This window comes from Pantoea sp. SORGH_AS_0659, from assembly GCF_031453915.1.
Classification (GTDB): Bacteria; Pseudomonadota; Gammaproteobacteria; order Enterobacterales; family Enterobacteriaceae; genus Pantoea; species Pantoea leporis.
The window spans coordinates 2946839-2972196 of record NZ_JAVJAK010000001.1 but is presented as its reverse complement, the minus strand read 5'-3'; the positions used below and the strand labels follow the sequence as shown (position 1 = coordinate 2972196).

The window sequence follows — 25358 nt, the reverse complement described above, 5'->3', positions numbered from 1 at the left end:
CGACGAGTGCGCAGGCCGGGGCCATTTTTGGTCCGGCGGTCCTCGCGCCGCTTGCGCGGTACCTTCACTTCGCTCGTTTGCCTGACGGACCGGCGGAGACGGGACGTCCCTGTCCCGGCTCCGCCTTTCGCCCGCGTCCTGCGGGCTCTCCTGGCTTCCTCGTTTCGTTCAGCGCTGCGGATTGCCGGCCCAAAAGCGTCCCCGGCCTGCTCCGAAGCTTCAGTGAGTGCTGCTAAAAAGGGCACATTTACCGCCACCGCCCGGTCTCAAACTTTCACCGCCCAACCTTTCTGCTTACTGGTTTTCCCAATTCCTGGATTAAAACTGTTGGTGGGATCGAGCTGCTGATAAAACGCCTGCAGCTGCGGTTTCGCCTGATACAGATGGCCCACGTTATGCTCGGCCGGATACTCGGCGCCGCGCGCGGCTAAAATCGCCAGCATCTTCTCTTTTAACGTATGCGCATCCACGCCTTTTTTTACGATGTAATCCTGATGGAACACGTGGCAGAAGAAGTGGCCGTAGTAGAGACGGTGGATCAGATCGTTATCGAACTCGGGCGGCAGGCGTTCAAACCACGCTTCATCATTACGACGCAGCGCGATATCCAGCGCCAGAATGTCTTCCACTTCATCGGCATGCACCGCGTGATAGCGCACCGCAGCTCCGGCGGCGGCAAAGCGATGCAGGAACGCGTGCGCGCCCTCTTTGGCGTCACAGGCGAAGAACGCGCCGCCGCCTTCGCGGAAATATTCGGTCAGATAGGCCTGCGCTTCGGCAACGCCGTCGCCGGACATCTTCAGCATCAGGTGATGCTCATATTTGTCGCGATACTGCTTAAGGCGTTTAGGCAGATGCGCCGGTAGCCAGCTGCTGATGCGCTGCAATAAACGATCGGTGAGATGTGGTTTCACCCAGTTCAGCTTGCCTAGCCAGGCATCCACGCGGCCTTTCAGGGTGAAAAACAGCGGCATTTTGTCGGTGCCAAGTTTATCAATCATCACGAAAGTATCTTTGCCGTACACCTCGGCGATGTCGAAAATGTCGCGGTGCATATATTCGCCCGCCACAGGCAGATGGGTAAATTCCGCCAGTATATGGCGGCGAATATCGCCCAGTTCCGCCGGATTATTGGTGCCGATGTAGAACACCTGCTGCTGCGGTTCGGTGGGGAAAGTATCCAGACGCACGGCAAACACCGCCAGCTTACCGGCGCAGCCGGAGGCTTCAAACAGGCGACGCTCATCGGCGTTGAAGCGCGCTGGCGTCTCTGCATGGATATCGCGCACGCGTTCGGCGTATTCATGATCCGAGGCGTGGCGTTCATCCCAGCGCACATCGCTCTGCTGCCAGCGATCGTCATCCAGCCGACCCAACATCTCTTCCGGCGAATGGCCGAGATCGATGCCGAGATGGTTCACCAGCTTGAGTTTGCCGCTGGCATCAATCTGCGCAAACAGCGCCATTTCGCTGTAGGCCGGACCGCGTTTGATCAGCGAACCGCCCGAGTTATTGCAAATCCCGCCCATTACCGAGGCGCCAATGCAGGAGGAACCGATCACCGAATGCGGCTCGCGGCCAAGCGGCTTCAGCGCTTTTTCCAGCTGATACAGCGTGCTGCCTGGGAAGGCGAGGATCTGTTTGCCGTTGTCGATCAGCTGCAACTTATCCAGACGCAAGGTGCTGATGATCACCACTGGACGATCGTAATCGTTGCCGTTTGGCGTGGAACCTTCGGTCAGGCCGGTGTTGGCGGCCTGCATCAAAATGATCGCATCGGCGCTCACCAGCGCCTGCAACGCACGCCACAGCTCAAGCAGCGAACCGGGGAAAATCACCGCCAGCGCTTCGCCTTCGCCCGAGCGAAAACCTTTACGGTAGCGCGCGGTCTGTTCCGCGTCGGTTAACAGGTTCGACGATCCGACCAGACGACGCAGTTCGGCGAGCAGAGTAGGGTGCGAAGTGTTGTTATTCATTGGCCTATCCTTGTCTTTAACATGGCGCTTTTACTGTAGCATGCGCCAGCGACAGGAGCGCGGTGTGACATGGCGGCTACCTGCTATCCTCATCTTGTGGCAAACTGCCCCGGTTATTTCGATATTGCGCAGTCACTTAAGAGAACCCGACCTGATGAAATGGATTTACTCTGTTAGCCTCGCTGTCTCCTTAGCCATGCAACCCGCTTTCGCGGACGATCTGTTTGGCCCACATCCGATGACTGAACAGGCGCGCGACGCCTTTGTGAATCAGCTGCTCAGCAAAATGACCCTTGATGAAAAAATCGGGCAGATGCGTTTGATCAGCGTAGGACCGGATACGCCAAAATCGGCGATTCGCGACATGATTCAGCACGGTCAGGTCGGGGCAATTTTTAACACCGTGACGCGTCAGGATATTCGCGCCATGCAGGATCAGGTGATGCAGCTCAGCCGCCTGAAAATTCCGCTGTTCTTCGCCTATGACGTGGTGCACGGTCAGCGCACCATTTTCCCGATTCCACTTGGCCTGGCGGCAAGCTGGGATCTGGATGCCATCGCTGAGGTGGGACGCGTCTCTGCTTATGAAGCCGCGGATGACGGCCTTAACATGACGTGGGCGCCGATGGTTGATGTGTCCCGCGAACCTCGTTGGGGACGCGGCTCGGAAGGCTTTGGTGAAGACACCTTCCTCAGCGCGCAAATGGGCAGCAGCATGGTGAAAGCCATGCAGGGCAAAAGCGCGGCGGATCGCTACTCGATCATGACCAGCGTGAAGCACTTCGCGGCCTACGGCGCAGTGGAAGGTGGACGAGATTACAACACCGTCGACATGAGCCCGCAGCGCCTGTTCCAGGATTATCTGCCGCCGTATAAAGCCTCATTGGATGCGGGCAGCGGTGGCGTAATGGTGGCGCTTAACTCATTGAATGGCACACCGGCCACAGCAGACAGTTGGCTGCTGAAAGACATCCTGCGCGGCGACTGGAAGTTCAAAGGCATCACCATTAGCGATCACGGTGCGATTAAAGAACTGATTAAACACGGCGTAGCCAGCGATCCACAGGATGCGGTGCGCATTGCGATGAAATCAGGCATCGACATGAGCATGAGCGACGAGTACTACAGCAAATATCTGCCGGGCCTGGTGAAGAGCGGCGCGGTGAGCATGGCGGAAGTGGACGATGCCGCGCGCCATGTGCTGAACGTCAAATATGACATGGGCTTGTTTAACGATCCTTACAGTCATTTAGGGCCGAAAGAGAGTGATCCGCAGGACACCAATGCGGAAAGCCGTTTGCATCGCGCCGAAGCGCGTGACGTGGCGCGTAAAAGCATTGTGCTGCTGAAAAACTGGCGCGAAACGCTGCCGCTGAAGAAAGACGCCACCATTGCGTTAGTGGGTCCGCTAGCGGATAGCCAGCGCGACATCATGGGCAGCTGGTCGGCCGCCGGCGTGGCGAAACAGTCGATTCCGCTGCTGCAAGGCGTGCGCAATGCGATGGCGGGCAAAGGCACGGTGCTGTACGCCAAAGGCGCTAACATCACCGACAACAAAGGCATTCAGGACTTCCTCAATCTGTATGAGCAGGCGGTCAGCGTGGACAAGCGTTCACCGCAGGAGCTGATTGACGAAGCGGTAGCGCAGGCGAAAAAAGCTGATGTGGTGGTGGCTGCCGTGGGTGAAGCGCAGGGCATGGCGCATGAAGCCTCCAGCCGCAGCGATTTGGTGATCCCGGAAAGTCAGCAGAAGCTGCTGGCCGCACTGAAGGCCACCGGCAAACCGCTGGTGATCGTGCTGATGAACGGCCGTCCGCTGACGGTGGTGAAGGAAGATCAGCAAGCCGATGCGATGCTGGAAACCTGGTTTAGCGGTACTGAAGGCGGCAACGCGATCGCCGATGTGCTGTTCGGCGATTACAACCCGTCGGGCAAGCTGCCGGTCTCCTTCCCGCGTTCGGTGGGCCAGATTCCGATTTATTACAACCACTTGCCAACCGGTCGTCCCTACAACTTCGCCAGGCCGAACAAGTACACCTCGCACTACTACGATGCGGTGAACGGTCCGCTTTATCCGTTTGGTTACGGCCTGAGCTACACCACCTTCACGGTGTCGCCGGTGAAGATGTCGTCACGCACTATGCCGCGTAACGGCTCGGTGGAAGCGTCAGTGACCGTGACCAATAGCGGTAAACGCGATGGCGCGACCGTGGTGCAGCTTTATCTCAACGATCCGGTCGCCAGCATTAGCCGTCCGGTGCAGGAGCTGCGCGGCTTCCAGCGCATCATGCTGAAAGCCGGTGAATCGCAGACCGTGAAGTTTAAGATCGACGTTGATGCGCTGAAATTCTGGAACCAGAAGATGCAGCAGGTTGCCGAGCCAGGCAAAATCAACGTGATGATTGGACTGGATTCGGTGCGCACGCAGGATGCACAGTTTGATTATCTGTAATCGCTGATGCCCCTCACCCTAACCCTCTCCCGCACGCGGGAGAGGGAACCGATGGGTGCGGTATTCAATCCCGGCTCGATCCTCTCCCTCTCCCGCGTGCGGGAGAGGGCCGGGGTGAGGGCAACAACCGCACAAGCACAAACCCATGAACATCCGCGAACGCATCCAACAGCAAGTCTTCCGCCTCAACGGCCTGTCACTCAACGAATTCGACATCTCGCAACCGCCTGGCGATCCCGGTTTATTTGGCCCGGACCACGTTATCTGGCGCGTCCATGGCGACTTCCCCTCCATGCTGTGCGGCGGCATCAGCGCCTTAATGTTGCAGATGCTGCATCCGGCGGCGCTGGCGGGCGTGTGGGATCACTCCAATTTCCGGCAGGACATGATGGGCCGCCTGCGGCGCACCAGCCAGTTTATCGCCGTCACCACCTTCGGTAATACCGCCGATGCCAACATCCTTATCGACCGCGTCAAACGGATTCACCTGCGCGTCACCGGTGTCGATAACGCGGGCAAGCCGTATGCCGCCAGCGATCCGCATCTGCTCACTTGGGTACACGTCGCGGAAACCAGCCGTTTTCTGGCGGCGCATCTGCGCTACAAAAATCCGCAGCTCAGCCTGGCCGATCAGGATCGTTACTATCAAGAAGCGGCATTAGTTGCCGAGGCGCTTGGCGCACAGCGGGTGCCGAAAAGCGTGCAGGCGGTTGAGGCGTATCTACAGATGATGCGGCCCGAGTTGCTCTGTGATGCGCGCACGCTGGAGGTGATGCAATTGCTGATTAACGCGCCTGCACCTAGCTGGCAGGCGAAACCGGCAATGCGCGTGATGCTGAAAGCGGGAATGGGATTGTTGCCTGACTGGGCACAACAGCAGATTCAGCAGCCAGTTGGGCCGCTAACGCAGTGGCGTGTGGATCGGGAAATGGCGGTGATTGCGGGGCTGCTGCGCTGGTCGATTCAGCGCGGCGCTTATACCCGCGCCATGCAGCGCATGGGCCGCTAAGCGTTACAAATGCAGCTCATCCTCTTTCTGCGTGTAGGTGCGCGGTGTGCGCGCTTCACGTTTTAGTGCCTGCTGACGTTGCTGATAATGGTGCAGCATCATGCCAAGTCCGAGTCCCATCAGCGCCAGCGGCAGCAGGCTGTAATAGATATCAAGCGGTAATAACACCAGCAACGCCACGCCGCCCAGCAATAGCGTCAGCGACGTCATCACCCATGTATAACGGATAAACAGCCACACCAACATCGCGAAAATAACCACGTCACGCAGGTTCAGATCGAGGTTTTGCAGCACCATGATGGCAGCTCCAAAGAGGTGAATGCGCAAACCATATCACGCGAAATGGTAAAAGAATCGCAAATTAATCTGAAGCTTGTCAGCGTGTTAAGCGGCAATTGATAAGCCGCACTCATCTTTCCCTTCCGGCACTTTGAGAGTTTTACCCTTGTGTCACATGGCACGAGTGCCGATCCTGCTCTATTCTCGGGGAAAATGGATTCCTCCAGGTAATATCGAGGCGTTATGACCCACCAACCTCTGATTGCTGAGGTGCCGAATCAGCAACACACACTAACCGCGATCGTCGAGCAGGATGCGCGTACGGCCTATTTTTATATCTGGCCGAATGACCTGTTTCGCAGCCAATACGCGGTGCGCGGCTGCTGGCTGCGTAACCTGCTGCCTGCGCCCGCGCAGGAAGATCGTGAAGCGATGGAGCAGGGCATCGCGCCGCTGCTGAGTGCCGAGTATTGCCGCACGCTGGAAGCCGAGCCGATGCTCGATCCCGCCGGCTTACAGGTGCTGTGGGAGCCCAGCGACGACGGCGCCGCGCTGTGGTATTACGGCCAGCTGCTGGCGGTGATCCCTGGCTGGAGCCTGTATCAGGATAAGCAGGTAAGTTTTTCTGCTGCCTGCATCAAAGAGAATCGCCTGACCGCACCGCTGGGATCGGCCTCCACCAACGATTACTACGCGCGCGCTGAACAGCAGCGTCACTTCTGGCGTGACTGGCACGACGGACACTTGTGGGATGTGGTGCAGCGCGAGCTGATGCAGTGTTATCAGGCGCAGTTTGGCGAATCGGTAAAATATTACTCCATCGATCAAGGCAACTGGCCGCCAATGGCGATTTCACAGCACTTGCACAATGGCGTTTGGTATTTCCTGACGCTTGGCATGGGGATCCGTCCGATGCCGCAGGTGGATCACCTGTTTGACGAGCTGGCGCCGCAGTATCGCCGCGTCGAGCTGGCGATGGCGGTAGACGGTGAAGTGATGACCGAAGCCAATGCAGTGCAGATGGCGAGCGCGCTGGCTGAGTTTGCCCATCTGCCGTGGGCGCGCCTGACCTGGATTGGCGAAGGGCATACGCTGGCGTCAGAAGTGGCGCCGGTTGGCTTTGAAAGCTTCCTGCTGGCCAACGATCTCGCTCCCGAAGCGGCGCAATTCCGCCTGCCGAAACGCGATGGCGATCGCGTGAATCTGCTGTGGTCCACGCCAATTACTGAAGCCGAACGCCAGTTTGCGCAGGCTGACGATCGCGGTGGGCAGCAGCTGCTGCAACGTTTGCTGGCGGACGGCAATAATCATGTGTTCCGGCCGCGCCAGGAAGTGGTTGAAACTCCCGCTCCGTAAATCAGGTCGGCATCGATGCCGACCCTACGATTTTAAATTATCACCCAAATCAACTATTTCACTGCTTTGTGATCGCGCTCACCTCAAGTTCCCCATTAACACGCCGTTAACCTCGATCAGGCAACTCGCCAACCAGGGTAAGGGCACACATAATGTTCAAAACAACACAATCCCGTTTCACCGCGACGCTGGTCGCCTTTTTTGCCGGTCTGATGCTGGTTACCGTGCTGGTAATTAATCAGTTTATCGCTCCGCAACTCTCCGAAAATGAAAGTCGTCTGGTACGTTACGAAGTGGACGGCCTGGCCGGACGCATCGTCGAGCAGATGAACCGCGTACAGGCACAGCAGCGCGCCATTACCGAAGCCGCAGGCGTGATGGACAGCGCAGCCATTGATACCTTGCTGCCCGCCTTAGTTAACCAATATCAGGACAGCAACGTGTTCGGCGGTGGCATCTGGCCGTTACCGAACCGTCGCGATCCGGCCAAAGAGAAAGACAGTTCGTTCTTTGCGCGCAACGCCAGTAACCAGCTGCAGGTCAACACCTACTGGAACTCGGACGCCGCCGACAAATACTGGGAGCAATCCTGGTACAAAGATGGTTTGAGCGCGCCGAAGGGCCAGTGCGCATGGGCAAAAGCCTATCAGGATGCTGCCAGCCCGCAGCCACGTACCAACTGCGCGATGGCGATCTATCGCGATGGCACCGTATGGGGCGTGGCGACCATTGACGTGACGCTCGGCTTCTTCAACCAGCTGGCAAAACAGATGGGTGAGGCGATTCAGGGCCGCGTACTGATCGTTGAAGCTGACGGTAAAGTGGTGGGTAACGCCGCGCTGGTGGATGGTGCGCCGAAGCTGGAAAACCTCGCCGATACCCAGCTGCCGATGGCGTCCGCGTTAAAAGGTCTGCTGGCGCAGGCGGGCAGCCAGCCCGCGCAAACCACCTTTGCAGGTGAAGATGGCGAACACACGCTGTTTGTGCAGGCGATTGCCGGTAGCCCGTGGTATCTCGCCAGCGATGTGCCGTCGAGCTTGCTGGATGCGCAAACTCACAGCATGTTGACGCGTCTGGGTCTGGTGCAGATTCCGCTGGCGGTGATCCTGCTGTTGGTGCTGCTGGGCTTTGTGCGCGCCATGATGAAACGCCTCGCGGTGCTGAACAGCAACATTGAAGCCTTATCGACCGGCGGTGCCGATTTGACGCAGCGTCTGCCCGCCAGTAATAGCCCGGAATTCAATGCCGTGGCGCAGAGCTTCAACCAGTTCATCGCCTATCTGCAAGGCCTGATGCGTCAGGTGGGCGATAGCGCGCTGGCGATTACGGCGGCTTCGCGTGAAATTGCCAGCGGCAACGCCGATCTCTCGGCGCGTACCGAATCGCAGGCCAGCTCGATTGTTGAAACGGCAGCATCGATGGAAGAGCTGACCGGCACGGTACGTCAGAACGCCGATAACGCCACGCATGCGAATCAGCTGGCGGATGGCGCGTCGCAGGTTGCGGCACGCGGCACCGAAGTGGTGCGTCAGGTGGTCACCACCATGGGCGCGATTAATCACTCTTCGCGCAAAGTGGTTGATATCATCAGTGTCATCGACAGCATCGCCTTCCAGACAAACATCCTGGCGCTGAACGCCGCGGTAGAGGCGGCGCGCGCCGGTGAACAGGGGCGCGGTTTTGCCGTGGTGGCATCAGAAGTGCGCAACCTGGCACAGCGCTCGGCTAACTCGGCGCGTGAAATTAAGAAGCTGATTGAGGAGTCGGTAGCGAATATTGATACCGGCAGCCAACTGGTGGAGCAGGCCGGGCAAACCATGGATGAGCTGATGCAGGGCGTCAGCAGCGTGACCACGCTGATGAGCGAAATCATGTCAGCGAGCCGCGAGCAGAGCATGGGCATCGATCAGGTTAACGTGGCGATTACCCAGCTGGACGGCAGCACTCAGCAGAACGCCGCGCTGGTCGAGCAGGTTTCAGCCGCCGCGCAGTCGATGCAGCAGCAAAGCGTGCAGCTGGAGCAGGTGGTGCAAAGCTTTAAGCTGTAAGTTTTGTGGAGTCGGTCGCCATGCATGGCGACCGCTATCAAACCGCTTGCGAAAACTGATTACGAATCTCTTCACGCACGGTATGCAGCGTAGTATTGGCACCTGTGCAGCGATCAACTAACTTACCCTTCAATAAAAGATCAAAAATCGGCGACTGCGGGCGATTCAGTCGATTTTGAATCAACTGCACCTCTTAACAACTCATCATTAACTTTTTTGTTGAGGCATGTAAGTCGAAGGCATTTAGATCCCATAGATTTGCTTAACCAAGCTTTCACTCCTTTGTAATGGAAACCATTATTTTGACGTGGGGAACGTTAACAACGTTTACGTGAAAAAAAAGCTTATACAACTAATTCGATGGTATGTAGTGGACCTTTTCATCAGAATACAATAAAATCCCCGGGTTACCGCTTGGGATATCTACTTTGCATAACTCTTCGTATTAGCTTTATACAAAGGGTGTAAAGGCTGCTATTGGCAACAATGGTGCTTGCATGGAGATTACCTCATGTTAAAACTAGTGAACGTACGTCAGTACAATCGCTATCGTTTTGGTCGTTGGGAGACGGTGTGTAAACACCGTCGTTCTTACCCAACCCGATGATATGCGGCCTAAGCGGTAGCAACCTCATCTTCCTCGTCCGGCTCATCTATTTCCATCATTTTAATATAATGCTTTTCGTCGCCAGTCATGATAAATATTTTCTTTAATTGATCTATATATTTTTGAGGTGAAATGTCACCCATGTCTGAAATGTTTACTGCATCTGAATGTGAGCCTCTATTAATAAAACGATAGAATGCTCTAAAGCTTTGGTTATTTTCATCTTTAGCAAGCTTTATGAGTTCAGCTTGAAGTGCATCTGTTTTATGTACGAATGCAAAGTAATATTCAAGTATATTTCTCATTATGTTAGGTATAATAATTTTATTAATCTTTCCATCTTGAGCATCTTTTAATAACTGCCATAAAGATTGATATTCATTTTTCAAACTACTTTTTTCAATTTCCTCGAAAGTACTATGCGTATTTTTGCTTATTCTTCCTAGACTATAATCTCTCTTGAAAATTTTATCATTTCTGCTTCGGGGCGCCAATTTAACCAATTCATGGAAAAAGTATAAGTTATGGGTAAGTATTATTATCTTCTTAGGTTGAGGTGTTTCCAGAACTTCAAAGTGAATCATTGATGCTATATCATAAATGTAGTTTTGCGATAAGCTTGAAATTGGATCATCAATAACTATAAGCGATTCCCTGTTATCATAATCTAATTTATCAGTTTTCCCTTTGCAGTATTCTATAAAATAAAGGAAAGTAATTAGGGTTTTTTCACCTTCACTAAGTGAGCGATATACCCCTTCAGTAGAGGTATTGTCTGCACGCGAGATGACATATTTATCTTCGCTAGATAAGTGTTTTTTTATGCTGAAATTGTCAATGCCAAGGTTTTTAAGTCTATTGTTAATAGAATCTATTGTTAAATCAATGTTCGAGACATTAGTACGTAATTCTGATATCCGATTGTTATTATCCTTTCCTTTCTTAATTATTAAATCTAAATCTTTTCTTGCGATCTCTATTAATGATTTATTTTTCAAGCTGCTTTTGTTTAGGTCATCAAAGTCTATATGGCAAAAATCTTTCGCTCCTGCCCATATTTTTCCTTGAATAATGTTTTCACTACGTTTGAAAGTTTTAGACTTTGCGTTAATGTCGTTAATTTTAATATTATATTTAACTATGTCTTCGAAAATATTATTGTAGGATTCGTTGTCGAAATTTAAAGTAATCGATATCGAAGGGTTGTTTATTTTATCATTGAGTAATGAAATGTTTGCACTAAGAATTTTATGCAATACTTTTATATATGTTAAAGATTTATTTTTTTCATCGTCAGTTAAAATTAAGCATTGTGTTAGCTCAAGTTCGACCAGTTGTAAGTTATCTTCCATTTCCTTGCTTAATTTGTTTTTAATTATCTTTATTTGATTTGTTTTTTTGTTATAGCTTTCATCAAAGATTGATTCGATAGCTTTTGTGAAGTCATCGCTTATTGTTTTTTCTTGGCAAAAAGGGCAAGTTTTTTCTCTAAGATATAGCTCTTTACCAGTTTTCACCCAGTCAAGGTTATTCAATTCTTTTATATTATCAGAAAGGTAACTATTACTGAGGTCAATAATAGGTGTTGCTAATAGGTCATGTTCACTAGGTAATAAAAAGTCTTTTATTGGTAAGGTGATTGTTGGGGATTCTATATTGTTATGTCTTAGTAACTCATCATATTCTTGAATGAGTGAGTTAAGATCTATTCCAGGAAGCCTTTGAGAAGGCTTTAATTTTTCGAAGAATGATTTTTTGCTGCCTAGACTTCCTTTCATTAATGATTTTAAAGAGGATGCTCTGATATTTTCTGTTTTACTCCAGACTGCATCAATACATTTAATTTCTGCTTTATTTTCATTTTCAACTAAATTATCCAAATAAGCCTTTTTTTCTAAGTATTGTTTTGTAAGTGATTGTTTTTCTGATTCTTTTTCGGCTATTTCCTTTTCGATATCAGCATTTTCTTTGCTAAGGGTAAAAACTCCTTTTTGTTCGGCAGTATTGAAGAAGTTTTCTTCAATAAATTTAGCATTATATACAAAAGGTCGATAATGTTGAATGAATGTACACTCACATTCCTTAAAAGATGCATCGCTCATGTTATAGAAAAAATTGGATATTGTTGACTTCCCAGCGCCATTTTGTCCATAAATAATGTTTATTTTTTTTCTTAAGTCTATTTTTGTGGTTTGTTCTTTACTATAACTTGTTATGTTTTTTAATCTAAGTTCCATTTTGATATCTCACATTTAATTAAGTTTATGGCATGCTGTTTAAATTACATGTTGATATTTATTCAATTAGATAATCGTTAGTTTAATGCATCGGTGTCAAGTTTGGTACTTCATCTCATACATTATCCCAAATCCAATCCTCCGTTGACTGATTCGAACCTCCACTATCCTTAAAAAGTTAACATATGTATATATTCAATAATATGCATACTTAGAGGGTTGTCATGAATAGATAAAAGAAATGTTGCTATATTTTAATAAGTTAGCTGATAGTAAGGTACACAGGGCTTCATCTAGCCATATACAATCTACTAAATCATAACTGGGATAGTTAATAACGGTATATGTTCAGATATAATAACGCTGGATCATTAAAATGTTCAAGTAATTAATGACATCATTCATGACTCGACTAAACGCTTGGCTGAACTATGAGGAAAGCAACTTTGGAAAGATATTGCCGCACTTGATGTCATTTCACCTTACATTCAAAATTCAAACTGACGCAGCGTAGGCTTTAAATTCATATTAAAGGAATAGCGCAATGAAAGTTGGGTGGCACATCGGCACGTTGTGATCTCGAACGCGTGTAGTGATCGAAGGTTTGACAGACTTCATTTACAACCAGGTGTGGGGCGCTTCACGCGATAAGCTGCCCGCGCATCCTGCTACTGTCCGCCAATTGAGCTGAAAGAGTTAGGGCGATAACGTCAATTTACCCTCTTTTACGATGAATCCTCCGCAGGCTGCTACGCTTTAATGTGCCCACGTTAACGCACGGAATGTGCGCTATTTCCTCCATCAACCCGTTGGAGGTTGTGTACAATAGCTGCGAATTTTCCGAAGGAGTTGTCATGCCCGCCATTGAAGTTATTCTCGTTGACCACCTCGATCGCCCTATCGGCAAAATGGAAAAGCTGGAAGTGCATGAAAAAGGATTGCTGCATCGCGCGGTGACGGTTTACGTGTTCAATTCGCGCCATGAAGTGCTGTTGCAACGCCGTGCCAGCAGCAAATATCACTGTGGTGGATTGTGGAGTAACACCTGCTGCAGTCATCCCTATCCGCAGGAATCCACGCGCGATGCCGCCGAGCGCCGTTTGCGTGAAGAGATGGGCATGAATGTTGCGTTAACGCCGGTGTTTGAGCTGAGCTACAACCTGCCGCTGAGTAACGGCTTGACCGAGCATGAATATGGCCACGTGTTCTTCGCCATCAGCGATGAGCAGCCGGTCCTCAACCCGGAAGAGGCGGATGCATGGTGCTATCGCTCGATTGCGCAGATTCAGCAGGAGATGCAGGAGAATCCGGCGCAGTTCACGCCGTGGTTTTTGCATACCTTCCCGCGCATTCCCAATACGCTGGGCGAGTTTCGCCTGACGGCTTAAAGACGAAGGTCGCCATTTATGGCGACCTCTGTTAATCCATCACTGAAAATCTTCCGCATCCACGTCGTAACCCGACGGCTCCCAGCGAATCGCCAGCAGCGCCAGTAAGCCAATCAGTGGCGCAAGGAAAATCACCCAGAACACGCCGGTACCAAACGCCGCCACCAGCAGCGGGAAGGTGAACAGCGACACGGTGGAACTGCCGCGCATCAGCGTCTGGTTGAAGCCAACGCCCACGCCGCGCAGCGAAGCCGGATAGCTTAGCGAAGCAAATGTCATAGTATGCGAGCCGGGACCAAAGCCCTGACCAAACAGGAACAGCGCCAGCATGGCAATCGCCACCGCCGCCTGTTCGCCGCCTTCCGGACGACCAATCAATGCTAATCCCAGCAGCGCCACGCACTGACAAGCGTAACCGGCCACCGACATCTTCCACGCGCCGAGACGCGGCACCAGCCGCACCGCCAGCAAGCCGCCGACAAAGGCAAATAGCAGATTCAGCGCCAGCGACACCAGAATGGTGGTCAGCATCGATTGCGCAAAGAAGCTGGAGATAATCACCGGCAGGCCAAACGCCACCGCGTTATAGGCAAACGACGAGGCGATGGAGGTGACGGTTGCCAGAATGGTACGGCGACGATAGACGCCCTGCAGCAGCGCGCCGTAGTTGCGCCAGCTGGCTTTACGTACCGCTTTCTGCGGCGTCAGATCGGCGTCATCCGCCACCTGCGCGTTGATGTTGTAAGAGTTGCGCAGAATCTCCGCCGCGCCTGTGAGGTTGCCCTGATTGGCTGCCCAAATCGGCGACTCACTCATGTAACGGCTGCGAATAGCGATGATCAGCAGCGCAGGCACCGCACCAAAACCCAGAATCAAACGCCACAGCCAATCGGTGTGGCTTTCGGGCAACACCGCATACAGCAGCAGGACCAGCAGGTAGGAAATACTGATCGCCGCGTACCATGTCGGACACCACATCGCCACGCTGGCGGCCTTATTGCCTTGCCCGCGCAGCTTCGAAAACTCGGCGAGAAACGCCATCGCCACCGGTAAGTCGATCCCGACGCCGAGGCCCATCACAAAGCGCGCACCGGCCAGCACATATTCGTTTGGCGCAAACGCACAGGCTAACGCTGCCACCACGAAGAAGAACATGTCGGCCATAAACACGCGATAGCGGCCGATTTTGTCGGTGAGGTAGCCGCCAATCAGCGCCCCAACAATAGCACCGAAGGTAATCGCCGATGCCACCATGCCGGTACCTGCGGGCGTCAGCTGGAACTCGCGCGTCACGTCTTTGATGCCAAACGCCAATGCACCGAGATCATAGGCGTCAAGGAACACGCCGCCCAGCGCAATCGCGATGACGATGCGCGCGTTGCTGCGTGATTCGTTGCTGTTGTTCACCAGCCCGGAGACATCGGCCGCGCTGCGGATCCATTTGGTCTCACCGGTGGGGACATTCCCTGCCTGCGCGACGTGCGCCGGAGAAGCTAAGTCGGTCATGATGTTTTGTAATTTATTGTAATGAGCGGGACTGTGAGCATAAGCCGCCGTCTTAACATCGAAAATTCCAATTGGTTATATGTGCTGCGTTTTGGTTATAACCGATAGGCAATTGATAGCAAAAAAAGCACGAAGTAAGCCGCTTGACCGCGCCTATCCCCTTTCGCCAGGCTACGCTTGATAGTCACACAATGAAAACAAATGAGGGAAGCGGGATGATAAAGCAGGGTTTATTGGGAATGATGGCATTGGCAATGAGCATGGGTGCAGCGCAGGCGGCGGATCCGGTGAAAGTTGGTTCCAAAATTGATACCGAAGGCTCGCTACTCGGCAACATTATTCTGCAGGTGCTGGACAAACATGGGGTAAAAACCGTCAATAAAATCCAGCTCGGTACCACGCAAGTGGTGCGCGGCGCGATCACCGCTGGTGAGCTGGATATCTACCCGGAATACACCGGCAATGGCGCATTCTTCTTCAACGATGAAAAAGACACGGCGTGGAAGAACGCTCAGCAGGGCTACGAGAAGGTGAAAAAACTCGACGCCGAGAAAAATCATCTGGTGTGGCTGACGCCCGCGCCAGCTAACAATACCTGGACGATTGCGGTGCGCGGCGACGTGGCGCAGAAGAACAACCTCAACACGCTGGACGATCTCAGCGCTTACCTGAAAAAAGGCGGCACTTTCAAACTGGCTGCCTCGGCGGAATTTATCGAACGCAGCGATGCGTTACCGGCGTTTGAAAAAGCCTACAACTTCAAACTGGAGCAGGCGCAGCTGCTGTCGCTGGCCGGTGGCGACACCGCCGTGACCATCAAAGCGGCGGCGCAGCAAACCTCTGGCGTGAACGCGGCGATGGCGTACGGCACCGACGGTCCGGTAGCGGCGCTGGGCCTGCAAACGCTGAGCGATCCGAAAGGCGTGCAGCCGATTTATGCCCCTGCGCCGGTGATCCGCGAAAGCGTGCTCAAACAATATCCGGACATCGGCAATTGGCTGCAGCCGGTCTTCAGCAAGCTGGATGAGAAAACCCTGCAGCAGCTGAATGCGCAGATCGCGGTGGATGGTCAGGATGCCAGCCAGGTCGCGAAACAGTGGCTACAGACCAATAAGTTGCTGTAAGCAGTGTCGTCGTTGTTATTCCGACCGCGCCAGCAGCCGGTGCTGCTGGTGTTAATCGCGCTTATCACGCTGGCGCTGTTTGCCTTGCCGCTATTGAGCTTTGCCGCCAATCGACTGGTCTCTGGCCAGCCGCTGACGTTATGGCAGGTGACCAACAGCATACTGCTGTTCATCCCGTTGCTGTGGCTGTGGCAGAGCTTGTGGTGGCCGCCGCGCCGCATTCACGCGATATCGGTGCTGCTGGCGGCGGAAGTGCTGCTGGCCTTACTCATCTGGCTGGCCGGACAACAGGCCACGCAACTGGCGAACAGCGGGAGCCCGCTGGCGCGCACCGCGTTTGGCAGCGGCTTGTGGTGTGCGGCGGCGCTGGCGCTGCTGCTGGCGGCGGAAGCGGTCCGGCAAATCACCCGCAGTACCCCGTGGCGCATTGTGCTCAACCTGCAAATCTGGCTGCTGCCGCTGGCGCTGTTACTCAGCGGTCATCTTGATCGTCTCTCGCTTTTGAAAGAGTACGCCAACCGCACGGCGGTGTTTGATGCGGCCTTCACGCAGCATTTGTGGCTGCTGGGCGGCACGTTGCTGCCGACGGTAATCATCGGATTGCCGCTCGGGCTGGCGATTGCGCGGCGTCCGCGCTGGCAGAATGCCGCATTTAGCGTGCTTAACCTGATTCAAACGGTGCCGTCGGTGGCGCTGTTCGGTTTACTGATTGCGCCGCTGGCGGGATTGGTGGCGCATTTTCCGCTGCTGGCCCGTTGGGGCATCAGCGGCATCGGTATTGCGCCGGCCTTGATTGCGCTGGTGCTCTACGCGCTGCTGCCGCTGGTGCGCAGCGTGGTGGCCGGTTTGCAGCAGGTGCCGCAGGAAGTGCGTGAAACCGCGCGCGGCATGGGCATGAGCGCGTGGCAACAGTTCTGGCACGCCGAACTGCCGCTGGCGCTGCCGGTGTGGCTCTCCGGGCTGCGCGTGGTGGTGGTGCAAACCGTGGGCCTGGCGGTGGTCGCGGCGCTGATTGGGGCGGGCGGATTCGGCGCCATTGTTTTTCAGGGATTGCTCAGCAGCGCGCTGGATCTGGTGCTGCTGGGCGTGATTCCGGTGGTGGCGCTGGCGGTGATTTTTGATGCGCTGCTGCGTTTACTGTCGGCACTGCTGGAGAGACGTCATGATTGAATTTCACCAGGTGAGCAAAGTGTTCGCTGGCAAAGAGGCGATACGTAACCTGTCGCTGAAGATTGAGAAGGGCAGTTTTACCGTGCTGATTGGCACCTCAGGTTCGGGCAAATCGACCACGCTGAAGATGATCAACCGGCTGGTGGAGCACGACAGCGGCGAAATCCGTTTTGCCGGCGAAGCCATCGAAACCATGGATGCGCGCGCGTTGCGCCGCCGCATCGGTTATGCCATTCAGTCGATTGGCCTGTTTCCGCACTGGAACGTGGCGAAGAACATCGGCACCGTGCCCTCGCTGCTCGGCTGGCCGCAGGCGAAGATCACTCACCGCGTCGATGAGCTGCTGGCGCTGCTCAATCTCGACAGCCATCTGGCGACGCGCATGCCGCATCAGCTGTCGGGCGGACAGCAGCAGCGCGTCGGCGTGGCGCGTGCGCTGGCGGCCGATCCCGAGTTGCTGCTGATGGATGAACCTTTCGGCGCGCTCGATCCGGTTAACCGTCTGGCGCTGCAACACGAGATGCTGCGCATTCAGAAAATGTCCGGTCGCACCGTGGTGCTGGTGACGCACGACATCGACGAAGCGCTAACGCTGGCCGATCAGCTGGTGCTGATGGACGGCGGCGAAATCGTGCAGCAGGGCAGGCCAATCGATCTGCTGACGCAGCCGGTGAACGACTTTGCCCGCGAGTTCTTTGGTCGCAGCGAGCTCGGCGTGCGTTTGCTGGCGCTGGGACGTGCGGGGAGCGCGGCGCGACGCGGTGAATGGCTGGACGCCGAACCGATTGCCGAATCGCTGACGCTGCGTGAAGCGCTGTCGCAATTTATTGCGCGCCGCACCGACAAATTGCCGGTGATCGATCAGCAGCAACAGCCGCTGGGCGTGCTGCACTTCAGCGATCTGCTGCGCCAGCGGGAGGCGAGCTGATGCGGCTGTTACGCGATCCGCTCTACTGGCTGCTGGCGGCCTTTCTGCTGCTGTTGTGGGGCTTGCCGCACAGCGGCCTGCTGTTTGCCCACTGGTTTCCGCAGCTGGAGCGTCCGCTCTATCAGCAGGAGAGTTTCTGGCGGCTGGCGCTGGCGCATCTGGCGTTAGTGGTCAGCGGCAGCCTGCTGGCGTTGCTGGTCGGCGTTGGCTGTGCGGTGTTTGCTACGCGTCACGCCGGGCGCGCCTTTCGTCCGCTGCTGGAAACCGTGGCGGCGGCCGGGCAAACCTTTCCGCCGGTTGCGGTGTTAGCGATTGCGGTGCCAGTGATGGGGTTTGGTGCCACGCCCGCGGTGATGGCGCTGTTTATCTACGGCTTGCTACCGATTTTGCAGGGCACGCTGGCAGGTTTAGATAGCGTACCGGCCAGCAATCGTGAAATCGCGGTCGGCCTCGGCATGGGGCCGTGGCGACGCTTGTGGCAGATTGAGCTGGCGCTGGCGGCACCGGTGATCATGGCGGGCGTGCGAACCTCGGTGATGATCAACATCGGCACGGCAACTATCGCCTCTACGGTGGGCGCGGAGAGTCTGGGATCGCCAGTGATAATCGGTCTTAGCGGCTTTAACACCGCCTATGTGATACAGGGCGCGCTGCTGGTGGCGCTGCTGGCGTTGATTTGCGATCGCCTGTTAGAGCGCGTGCAGCGCAAACTTAGTGGGTATGCACAATGAGGCTGTAGCCGACCAGCATCATGCCGCCCATGCCGCCAAGCGCCATGATGGCAAACAGGGAACCGATAAGGAGTTTATTCCAGTTCATGAGGAGACCTGAGAAAAGAAATTTAGGGCGGCATGATAACGCGCACACCACGCCAGGCAAAGGCCGTGTGTGCGATTTTACTTTATGCGGGATCGTGCAGGTGAATGGCAAAACCCTGCGCCTGCCAGTGTTCAAACTGCTCGACCTGACGACGCGTCGGCTTTTTGCCGGTCCAGATAAACAGGTTTTGTCCGGGGAATAACTCAGGGCGCGGCATATCCAGCGGCTCCGCCAACACATCCATGCGCCAGCCTTGCTGCGACAAACGCCAGGCTTCCAGCCAGATGCGGGTACGATCTTCCACCGCCCAACCCAGCATCAAGGCATCTTTACCGGCTTTTTTACGTCCACAGGCCAGACAAAACGCCACATAATCAATCAGCGCGCCATCAAGCAGACTGCACATGGTGCGCGCGGTGTTCTGATCTAAACCAAGACGCTGGCGAACCGGCACGAACACGTGATCGATTAACGCATCCACCGGATGTTCCCGGCCAATATTGGCAATTTTAACGCGCAATTTCGCCGGGCGAACGTGGCGCAGTACGCTCATCAACTCTTCCTGTAGCGCCGACCAACCGTCATCCACATTGACCGTGGCGCCTTCCAGCAACGCTTTCACTTTGCCAACGGGCACGCCGCTCTCTATCCAGCGTTTTATCTCTTCGATACGCTGAACATCTTCATCATCAAACTGCCGATGACCACCTTCGGTACGCTGGGGTTTTAACAGACCGTAACGTCGCTGCCAGGCGCGAAGCGTTACCGGGTTGATTCCACAGCGTTCGGCCACATCCCCGATACTGTATAAGGCCATAAAGTCCTCAAAAATTCTGACCTGCATAACAACACCTTAACCCCCACGACTGGGTTGTACAATGATTTTTTAATTGTACAACTTGACCGCTTTATTTATTTAAGGTCATATCTCATATGTGAGATTTATTTCTCGTATATGAGAGGTGAAGATGTCTGCTTCGGATACCGACGATCGACTGGCGGCGCGACTGGCTGAATTACGCGTACAACGCGGTTGGTCATTAGATGAATTGGCGATGGCGACCGGCATCAGTCGGGCGTCATTGTCGCGCATTGAACGCGCCGAAACGAGCCCCACAGCCGCTTTGCTTAACCGCCTTTGCGTGGCCTACGGCTTGACCATGTCGCGCCTGCTGAGCGAGGTGGAAGAGGAGGCTGCGCTGCTGCTGAAAGCGGCGCAACAGCCGGTATGGCGCGATGACGCCAGCGGCTTCCAGCGCCGCAACGTATCACCGCCCGCCAGCCACTTTAAAGCGGAAGTGGTGGAAGGTGTGCTGCGTCCTGGCGCGCGCATTGATTACGATGCGCCGCCGATTCAGGGACTGGAGCAGCACATCTGGCTGCAATCAGGCGAGCTGACCATCAGCATGAACGATCAGCACTGGACGCTGCAGGCAGGCGACTGTCTGCGCTTTCATCTCACCGGCAAATCCGCGTTTGCCGCCCATGCCGAAGGCGGCGCGCGCTACATTTTGGTGGTATGCAAACCATGATTGACATCGAACCTCTCAGCGCCACCCAGGCGCAGCCGCTGCTGGCGGCATTATGTGATGTGCTGCAGGGCTGCGTCGCCGATGGCGCCAGCGTGGGCTTTATTGATGCAGACGATCGCGCGGCCATTGAGCGCTTCTGGCAGGACAAAATTTACAGCCTGGCGAGCGGCGACAATCAGTTGCTGGTGGCGTATCAGCAGGGCGTGATTGTGGCGACGGTGATGGTGGGATTCAGCGCAATGCCGAACGGTCGCCATCGGGCGGAGATCAGTAAGCTGCTGGTGCATCCCCGCGCCAGACGTCAGGGCATCGCGCGCCGCCTGATGCAGCAGGCGGAACAGCTGGCGGCACAGCAGGGAAAAACCCTGCTGGTGCTGGATACGCGCAGCGGCGACGTGGCAACGGATCTCTATTTGTCGATGGATTGGCAGATTGCTGGGTCGATTCCGCTGTATGCCGAGTCAACCGAAGGTGTGCTGGATGCGACTACGGTGATGTATAAGGTGTTGGGGTGATTGTGATTGTGCTCGCTGTCCCCCTCCTCGGTCCTCCCCCATAAATGGGGGAGGAAGATGCTGCCACATGTCAGTGTTGAAGCTGCATGTGGCAGTGTCTCCTTCCCCCGCTTGCGGGGGAAGGCCGGGATGGGGGACAGCGAGCACAAAACCCAGGCACAGCGAGCACAATCTCCAAACGCACCAACTCAGTGCGGTCCTTCCGCCTCGCCAATCCCCAGCGCCTGCATAAACAGCCGGATAATCGGGTTTATTTTGCGGCCCTTCTTCATCATCAAACAAAACGGGTTTTCACGGCGAGTCGAATCATCACCCAACTCACACAGCTGCCCACGCGCAATAAACGCGGCGGCATAATGTTCCGGTAAATAACCAATAAAATGGCCGGTTAAAATCAGCATGGCGACAGATTCAACCTGAACCGCCTGCACGCCGCTGTCCTGTAAAGGAATGATGCGACGATCGTCGCGCGGCGTCACATATAAATGATTAATAATTTTCTGCTCACGTAATATGTCCAGCGATATATTTTTATCGCACGATCCAGAATATAAAGGATGTGACATAGAGCAATATAATTTTGAATATTCCTTATAAAGCGGGAAGTAATCAAAATCACTTTTCATTTCATAAACCGGTGCAATACCACAATGAAAACGGCCTTCGCTGATGCCGCGCTCAATATCATCTAATTGCGCGGTTTGCAGTCGAATTTGTACCTTTGGCGCTTTCTGGTGCAGCTGTTGCACCGCTGCGGTGACCGGAGATTGCGGATCGGAGATGGTGTTATCCACCACGCAAATGGCAATGTCGCCCAGCAGTTCGTTGCGGCTGTTGTGCAGCCGCTCGCGAAACAGATTCAGCGAGACGAACAGCTCCAGCGTGGCTTGGTAGACGTTGATGCCGTACTGCGTCAGCTCAAAACCTTCGCGTCCGCGGCTGCATAACGTCATACCGAGACGAATTTCCAGATCGGAAACCTGTTTACTGATCGCCGCCAGACCAATATTCAATTCGTGGCTGGCAGCGGTTAATCCGCCCGCTTCTACCACGCATTTAAATACCCGCAGTAATTTTAAATCGATATTACTCAGTGCCAGAACCGCATTATCGCTGCGATTATTTGCATTGTTTCCGGACTGGGAAACTTTACTTTCCATTTTTGCTATTCAACTCCGGAATAATTGCGGTGAAAGTACAGTGAACCTGAAATAGGCCCTATTTACCAGTGTAGCCATAAAATAAGTTTTTATTATTTCAACTGGCTCATCCATATCTTTTTCATATCGCTGATGATTATCTGTAAGGGGAAATAGCATGTCTGATAATGCCGAACTGTTATGGGGCGCGCGTTTTAAAGCGGCACCGGCGGCGAGTTTAACCGCGCTGTCTCGTAGCCCGGATTATTACTTTGCATTGGCACCTTACGATCTGGCGGGCTGCCGGGCGCATGCCCGTGAACTGGCACGCGGCGAGCTGCTGAGCGCCGATGAGCTCAGCACCATGCTGGCGGCCATTGACGCGTTAGACGCCGATTATCGCGCCGGTCAGCTGCATCCGATTGCCGCCGACGAAGATGTGCACACCTTTATCGAACGCGCGCTGACCGAGCGTTTAGGTCCGCTGGGCGGCAAGCTGCGCGCCGGGCGTTCGCGTAACGATCAAACCGTTAACGACCTGCGTCTTTACCTGCGCGACAACGGTCGCAAGGTGGTGAGCGCGCTGCTGGCCTTGCAGCAGGCGCTGGTCGAGCAGGCGGCACAGCACACCGAAAGCGTCGCGCCCGGTTTCACGCATCTGCAGCAGGCGCAGCCGATTGTTTTTGGTCATCAACTGTTGGCTCACGCGCAATCCTTTGCCCGCGATATTGAACGTATGCAGGATTGGGATCGCCGCAGCGCACGCTGTCCGCTCGGTGCCGCTGCGATGGCCGGTTCCGCTATTGCGCTCCAGCCGGAGCAGGCCGCCGCCGATCTTTCCTATCTCGCGCCGTGCGAAAACTCCATTGATGCCGTTGCCAGCCGCGACTATGCCGCTGAATTCCTGTTTGTCACCAGCATGATCGGCATCAACCTGTCACGCCTGTGCGAAGAAGTGTGCATGTGGGCATCGCGCCAGTTCCGCTGGGTGGAGCTGCATGACAGCTACGCCACCGGCAGCTCCATCATGCCGCAGAAGAAAAACCCGGACATCGCCGAACTGACGCGCGGCCGCGCTGGCCGACTGGTCGGCAATCTGATGGCGCTGCTCACCACCATGAAAGCGATGCCGCTCTCCTACAACCGCGATCTCAGCGACGACAAACGCAACGTGATTGATGCGGTGGATACGCTGCTGCTGGTGCTACCGGCGATGGCAGGCATGATGGCGACGCTGAAATTCAACACCGACGTGATGCGCGAGCAGGCACCGGACGGCTTCACGCTGGCGACCGAAGTGGCCGACTGGCTGGCGATGCGCGGTGTGCCGTTCCGCGAAGCGCATGAGATCACCGGCCAGCTGGTGCAATTGTGCGAGCGCGAAAACTGCGGTCTGTCGGATCTCAGCGATGCGCAACTGCAGGCGGTGGATGTCCGCTTAACGCCGGAGGTGCGCAGTGCGCTGACGCTGGAAGCCGCGCTGGCGGCCCGTAGCGGCTACGGCGGTACCGCACCGGCACGCGTACGTGAGCAACTGGCACGTCTGCAAACCCTGATGCAGGACCAGCAGCGCTGGACCGACGATTACGCTGGCCCACGCGCCTGAGGAGAACTTATGTCGCAATCAACGCCGATTGAGCCGGGTTTGAACAACAGCCGCGAGCAGACGCATTACGATCTCGATCGTTACCAAGTGGTGCCGCGCCGTTACTACGGCCGTATCACCGCGTCGGCGGTGATTCTGCTGCTGCTGGCGCTGCTGGTAAACGCCTTTGCGCACGGCAATATCGAATGGTCGTTTGTCGGCCAGTTCTTTACCGCCCAGGCGATTCTCAACGGCGTGGTCAACACGCTGATCATGTCGGTGCTGGCGATGGGGCTCGGCGTACTGTTTGGCGTCATCACCGCCATCATGTACATGTCGCCGAATCCGGTGTTGCACTACATCGCCGTGGGCTACGCGTGGATTTTTCGCGGCACGCCGCTGATTCTGCAGCTGCTGCTGTGGTTTAACCTCGCGCTGGTGTTTCCCACTATCAGCATTCCCGGCGTGTTCAGCGTGCAAACCGTCACCATCATGACGCCGTTCCTCGCCGCGCTGCTCGGTTTGAGCATCAATCAGGGCGCGTACACCTCGGAAGTGGTGCGCGCGGGCCTGCTGTCGGTGGATACCGGGCAATACGAAGCGGCGAAAGCCATCGGCATGCCGCGTCTGCAGGCGCTGCAGCGCATCATTCTGCCGCAGGCGATGCGCGTGATTCTGCCGCCGGTCGGCAACGAATTTATTAGCATGATCAAAACCACCAGCCTCGCCAGCATGATTCAGTACTCCGAACTGCTCTACAACACGCAAACCATCTACTTCGCCAACGCGCGCGTCATGGAACTACTGTTCGTGGCAGGCATTTGGTACCTGATTGTGGTCACGGTGTTGTCGTTTGGACAGAGCCGACTGGAACGTTATTTCTCACGCGGCCATCGTCAGCGTCAGTAATCAGGAGCCCAACATGAGAAACATCGTGCGCGCCGTTAAGGTGAACAAATATTTCGACCAGTTCCACGCCCTGAAGGATGTCAGCCTCGAAGTGAACTACGGCGAGGTGATGTGCATCCTCGGCCCATCCGGTTCCGGCAAAAGCACCTTTTTGCGCTGCATTAACCAGCTGGAGAAGGTCGATAAAGGCGGAATTTGGGTCGACAACGAGCTGGCGGGCTATCGCATCGCCGGTAACAAACTGCATGCGCTAAGCGACAAGCAGATTGCGCGCCAGCGCCTGCAAACCGGCATGGTATTCCAGCGTTTTAACCTGTTCCCACACAAAACCGCGCTGGAGAACATCATCGAAGGGCCGTGTCGCGTGCTGCTGCGCCCAAGGCGCGAAGCCAGCGAAGAGGCGATGGCGCTGCTCGATCGCGTTGGTCTGGCGCACAAAGCGCACGACTATCCGCAGTCGCTCTCCGGCGGCCAGCAGCAGCGCGTGGCGATTGCTCGTGCGCTGGCGATGAAACCCAAACTGATGCTGTTTGACGAACCCACCTCGGCGCTGGATCCGGAGATGGTGGGCGAAGTGCTGGCGGTGATGCGTCAGCTGGCAAAAGAGGGCACCACCATGCTGGTGGTCACCCACGAAATGGGCTTTGCCCGTGAGGTGGCCAATCAGGTGGTGTTTATGGACGAGGGACGGATTATCGAGCAGGGCGCACCGGAAGACATTCTGCTGAACCCGCAAAATCCACGGATGAAAAACTTTATTAACGCGATTCTTCTTTAAA

General features: G+C 54.9%; 20 protein-coding genes. 14 read left to right on the top strand and 6 right to left on the bottom strand.

The genetic code is table 11. The features are described 5' to 3' along the window. Nucleotides 1-266: 266 nt before the first annotated feature. Nucleotides 267-1976: a D-lactate dehydrogenase gene (gene dld / locus Q3H59_RS14000; protein ID WP_309835427.1), complete on the bottom strand. Its 1710-nt coding sequence runs from the start codon at nucleotides 1974-1976 to the stop codon at nucleotides 267-269. A 154-nt stretch (nucleotides 1977-2130) separates the two neighbouring features. On the opposite strand from dld, the gene bglX reads away from it, so the two are divergent. Together bglX and Q3H59_RS13990 are read left to right on the top strand one after the other, a co-directional pair. After that, nucleotides 2131-4428, top strand: a complete 2298-nt coding sequence (gene bglX, locus Q3H59_RS13995; RefSeq protein ID WP_280172609.1) for a beta-glucosidase BglX — start codon at nucleotides 2131-2133, stop codon at nucleotides 4426-4428. A gap of 145 nt (nucleotides 4429-4573) precedes the next feature. After that, nucleotides 4574-5437, top strand: a complete 864-nt coding sequence (locus Q3H59_RS13990) for an oxygenase MpaB family protein (RefSeq protein ID WP_192414235.1) — start codon at nucleotides 4574-4576, stop codon at nucleotides 5435-5437. 3 nt (nucleotides 5438-5440) lie between these two features. Here Q3H59_RS13990 and Q3H59_RS13985 read toward each other — a convergent pair whose 3' ends face one another. Beyond that, the gene (locus Q3H59_RS13985) at nucleotides 5441-5734 is read right to left on the bottom strand and encodes a hypothetical protein (protein ID WP_192414237.1); all 294 of its coding nucleotides are present in this window, start codon (nucleotides 5732-5734) and stop codon (nucleotides 5441-5443) included. A gap of 225 nt (nucleotides 5735-5959) precedes the next feature. Here Q3H59_RS13985 and Q3H59_RS13980 point away from each other — a divergent pair, with 225 nt between their 5' ends. Both Q3H59_RS13980 and Q3H59_RS13975 read left to right on the top strand, forming a co-directional pair. Beyond that, complete coding sequence (locus Q3H59_RS13980; RefSeq protein ID WP_008102641.1) at nucleotides 5960-7072, top strand: suppressor of fused domain protein; 1113 nt, start codon at nucleotides 5960-5962, stop codon at nucleotides 7070-7072. Between the two features lie 152 nt (nucleotides 7073-7224). Continuing rightward, on the top strand, nucleotides 7225-9120 hold the full coding sequence (locus Q3H59_RS13975) for a methyl-accepting chemotaxis protein (RefSeq protein WP_192236589.1): 1896 nt from the start codon (nucleotides 7225-7227) through the stop codon (nucleotides 9118-9120). A gap of 615 nt (nucleotides 9121-9735) precedes the next feature. Here Q3H59_RS13975 and Q3H59_RS13970 read toward each other — a convergent pair. After that, on the bottom strand, nucleotides 9736-11964 hold the full coding sequence (locus tag Q3H59_RS13970; RefSeq protein ID WP_101763151.1) for an AAA family ATPase: 2229 nt from the start codon (nucleotides 11962-11964) through the stop codon (nucleotides 9736-9738). Between the two features lie 854 nt (nucleotides 11965-12818). Here Q3H59_RS13970 and idi point away from each other — a divergent pair. Beyond that, nucleotides 12819-13352: an isopentenyl-diphosphate Delta-isomerase gene (gene idi / locus Q3H59_RS13965; protein ID WP_192236588.1), complete on the top strand. Its 534-nt coding sequence runs from the start codon at nucleotides 12819-12821 to the stop codon at nucleotides 13350-13352. 39 nt (nucleotides 13353-13391) lie between these two features. On the opposite strand, the gene Q3H59_RS13960 is transcribed toward idi, so the two are convergent. After that, a complete protein-coding gene (locus Q3H59_RS13960; RefSeq protein ID WP_101763149.1) occupies nucleotides 13392-14858 on the bottom strand; it encodes an MFS transporter in 1467 nt (488 codons plus the stop codon). 215 nt (nucleotides 14859-15073) lie between these two features. Between Q3H59_RS13960 and Q3H59_RS13955 the strand changes: the two genes are divergently transcribed. The 4 genes from Q3H59_RS13955 to Q3H59_RS13940 are packed head-to-tail and all read left to right on the top strand — an operon-like array spanning nucleotide 15074 to nucleotide 18811. Beyond that, nucleotides 15074-15982 (top strand): ABC transporter substrate-binding protein, encoded by a 909-nt coding sequence (locus tag Q3H59_RS13955; protein ID WP_101763148.1) that lies wholly within the window; start codon nucleotides 15074-15076, stop codon nucleotides 15980-15982. A 3-nt stretch (nucleotides 15983-15985) separates the two neighbouring features. Beyond that, nucleotides 15986-17152 (top strand): ABC transporter permease, encoded by a 1167-nt coding sequence (locus tag Q3H59_RS13950; protein ID WP_101763147.1) that lies wholly within the window; start codon nucleotides 15986-15988, stop codon nucleotides 17150-17152. Next, complete coding sequence (locus Q3H59_RS13945; protein ID WP_309835415.1) at nucleotides 17145-18080, top strand: ABC transporter ATP-binding protein; 936 nt, start codon at nucleotides 17145-17147, stop codon at nucleotides 18078-18080. Before Q3H59_RS13950 ends, Q3H59_RS13945 begins: the two co-directional genes overlap by 8 nt. Further along, on the top strand, nucleotides 18080-18811 hold the full coding sequence (locus Q3H59_RS13940; protein ID WP_309835413.1) for an ABC transporter permease: 732 nt from the start codon (nucleotides 18080-18082) through the stop codon (nucleotides 18809-18811). Before Q3H59_RS13945 ends, Q3H59_RS13940 begins: the two co-directional genes overlap by 1 nt. 170 nt (nucleotides 18812-18981) lie before the next feature. On the opposite strand, the gene Q3H59_RS13935 is transcribed toward Q3H59_RS13940, so the two are convergent. Further along, nucleotides 18982-19716 carry a MerR family transcriptional regulator gene (locus Q3H59_RS13935; protein WP_101763312.1) on the bottom strand — a complete coding sequence of 245 codons (735 nt, stop codon included), beginning with the start codon at nucleotides 19714-19716 and terminating at the stop codon, nucleotides 18982-18984. A gap of 151 nt (nucleotides 19717-19867) precedes the next feature. Here Q3H59_RS13935 and Q3H59_RS13930 point away from each other — a divergent pair, with 151 nt between their 5' ends. Together Q3H59_RS13930 and Q3H59_RS13925 are read left to right on the top strand one after the other, a co-directional pair. After that, a complete protein-coding gene (locus Q3H59_RS13930) occupies nucleotides 19868-20431 on the top strand; it encodes a helix-turn-helix domain-containing protein (protein WP_277974673.1) in 564 nt (187 codons plus the stop codon). Further along, complete coding sequence (locus tag Q3H59_RS13925) at nucleotides 20428-20946, top strand: GNAT family N-acetyltransferase (protein ID WP_192236583.1); 519 nt, start codon at nucleotides 20428-20430, stop codon at nucleotides 20944-20946. Before Q3H59_RS13930 ends, Q3H59_RS13925 begins: the two co-directional genes overlap by 4 nt. A 188-nt stretch (nucleotides 20947-21134) precedes the next feature. Here Q3H59_RS13925 and Q3H59_RS13920 read toward each other — a convergent pair whose 3' ends face one another. After that, entirely contained in the window at nucleotides 21135-22106 is a 972-nt protein-coding gene (locus Q3H59_RS13920) for a LysR family transcriptional regulator (RefSeq protein ID WP_192236582.1), read from the bottom strand. A gap of 157 nt (nucleotides 22107-22263) precedes the next feature. Between Q3H59_RS13920 and argH the strand changes: the two genes are divergently transcribed. From argH to Q3H59_RS13905, 3 genes are read left to right on the top strand one after another with little or no spacing between them, the layout of a single operon-like run. Beyond that, nucleotides 22264-23691, top strand: coding sequence for an argininosuccinate lyase (gene argH / locus Q3H59_RS13915; protein WP_309835410.1), 1428 nt, complete (start codon nucleotides 22264-22266; stop codon nucleotides 23689-23691). A gap of 9 nt (nucleotides 23692-23700) precedes the next feature. After that, complete coding sequence (locus tag Q3H59_RS13910; RefSeq protein ID WP_101763141.1) at nucleotides 23701-24579, top strand: amino acid ABC transporter permease; 879 nt, start codon at nucleotides 23701-23703, stop codon at nucleotides 24577-24579. Nucleotides 24580-24592: 13 nt separating this feature from the next. Beyond that, entirely contained in the window at nucleotides 24593-25357 is a 765-nt protein-coding gene (locus Q3H59_RS13905) for an amino acid ABC transporter ATP-binding protein (RefSeq protein ID WP_008102604.1), read from the top strand. Nucleotide 25358: the final 1 nt, after the last annotated feature.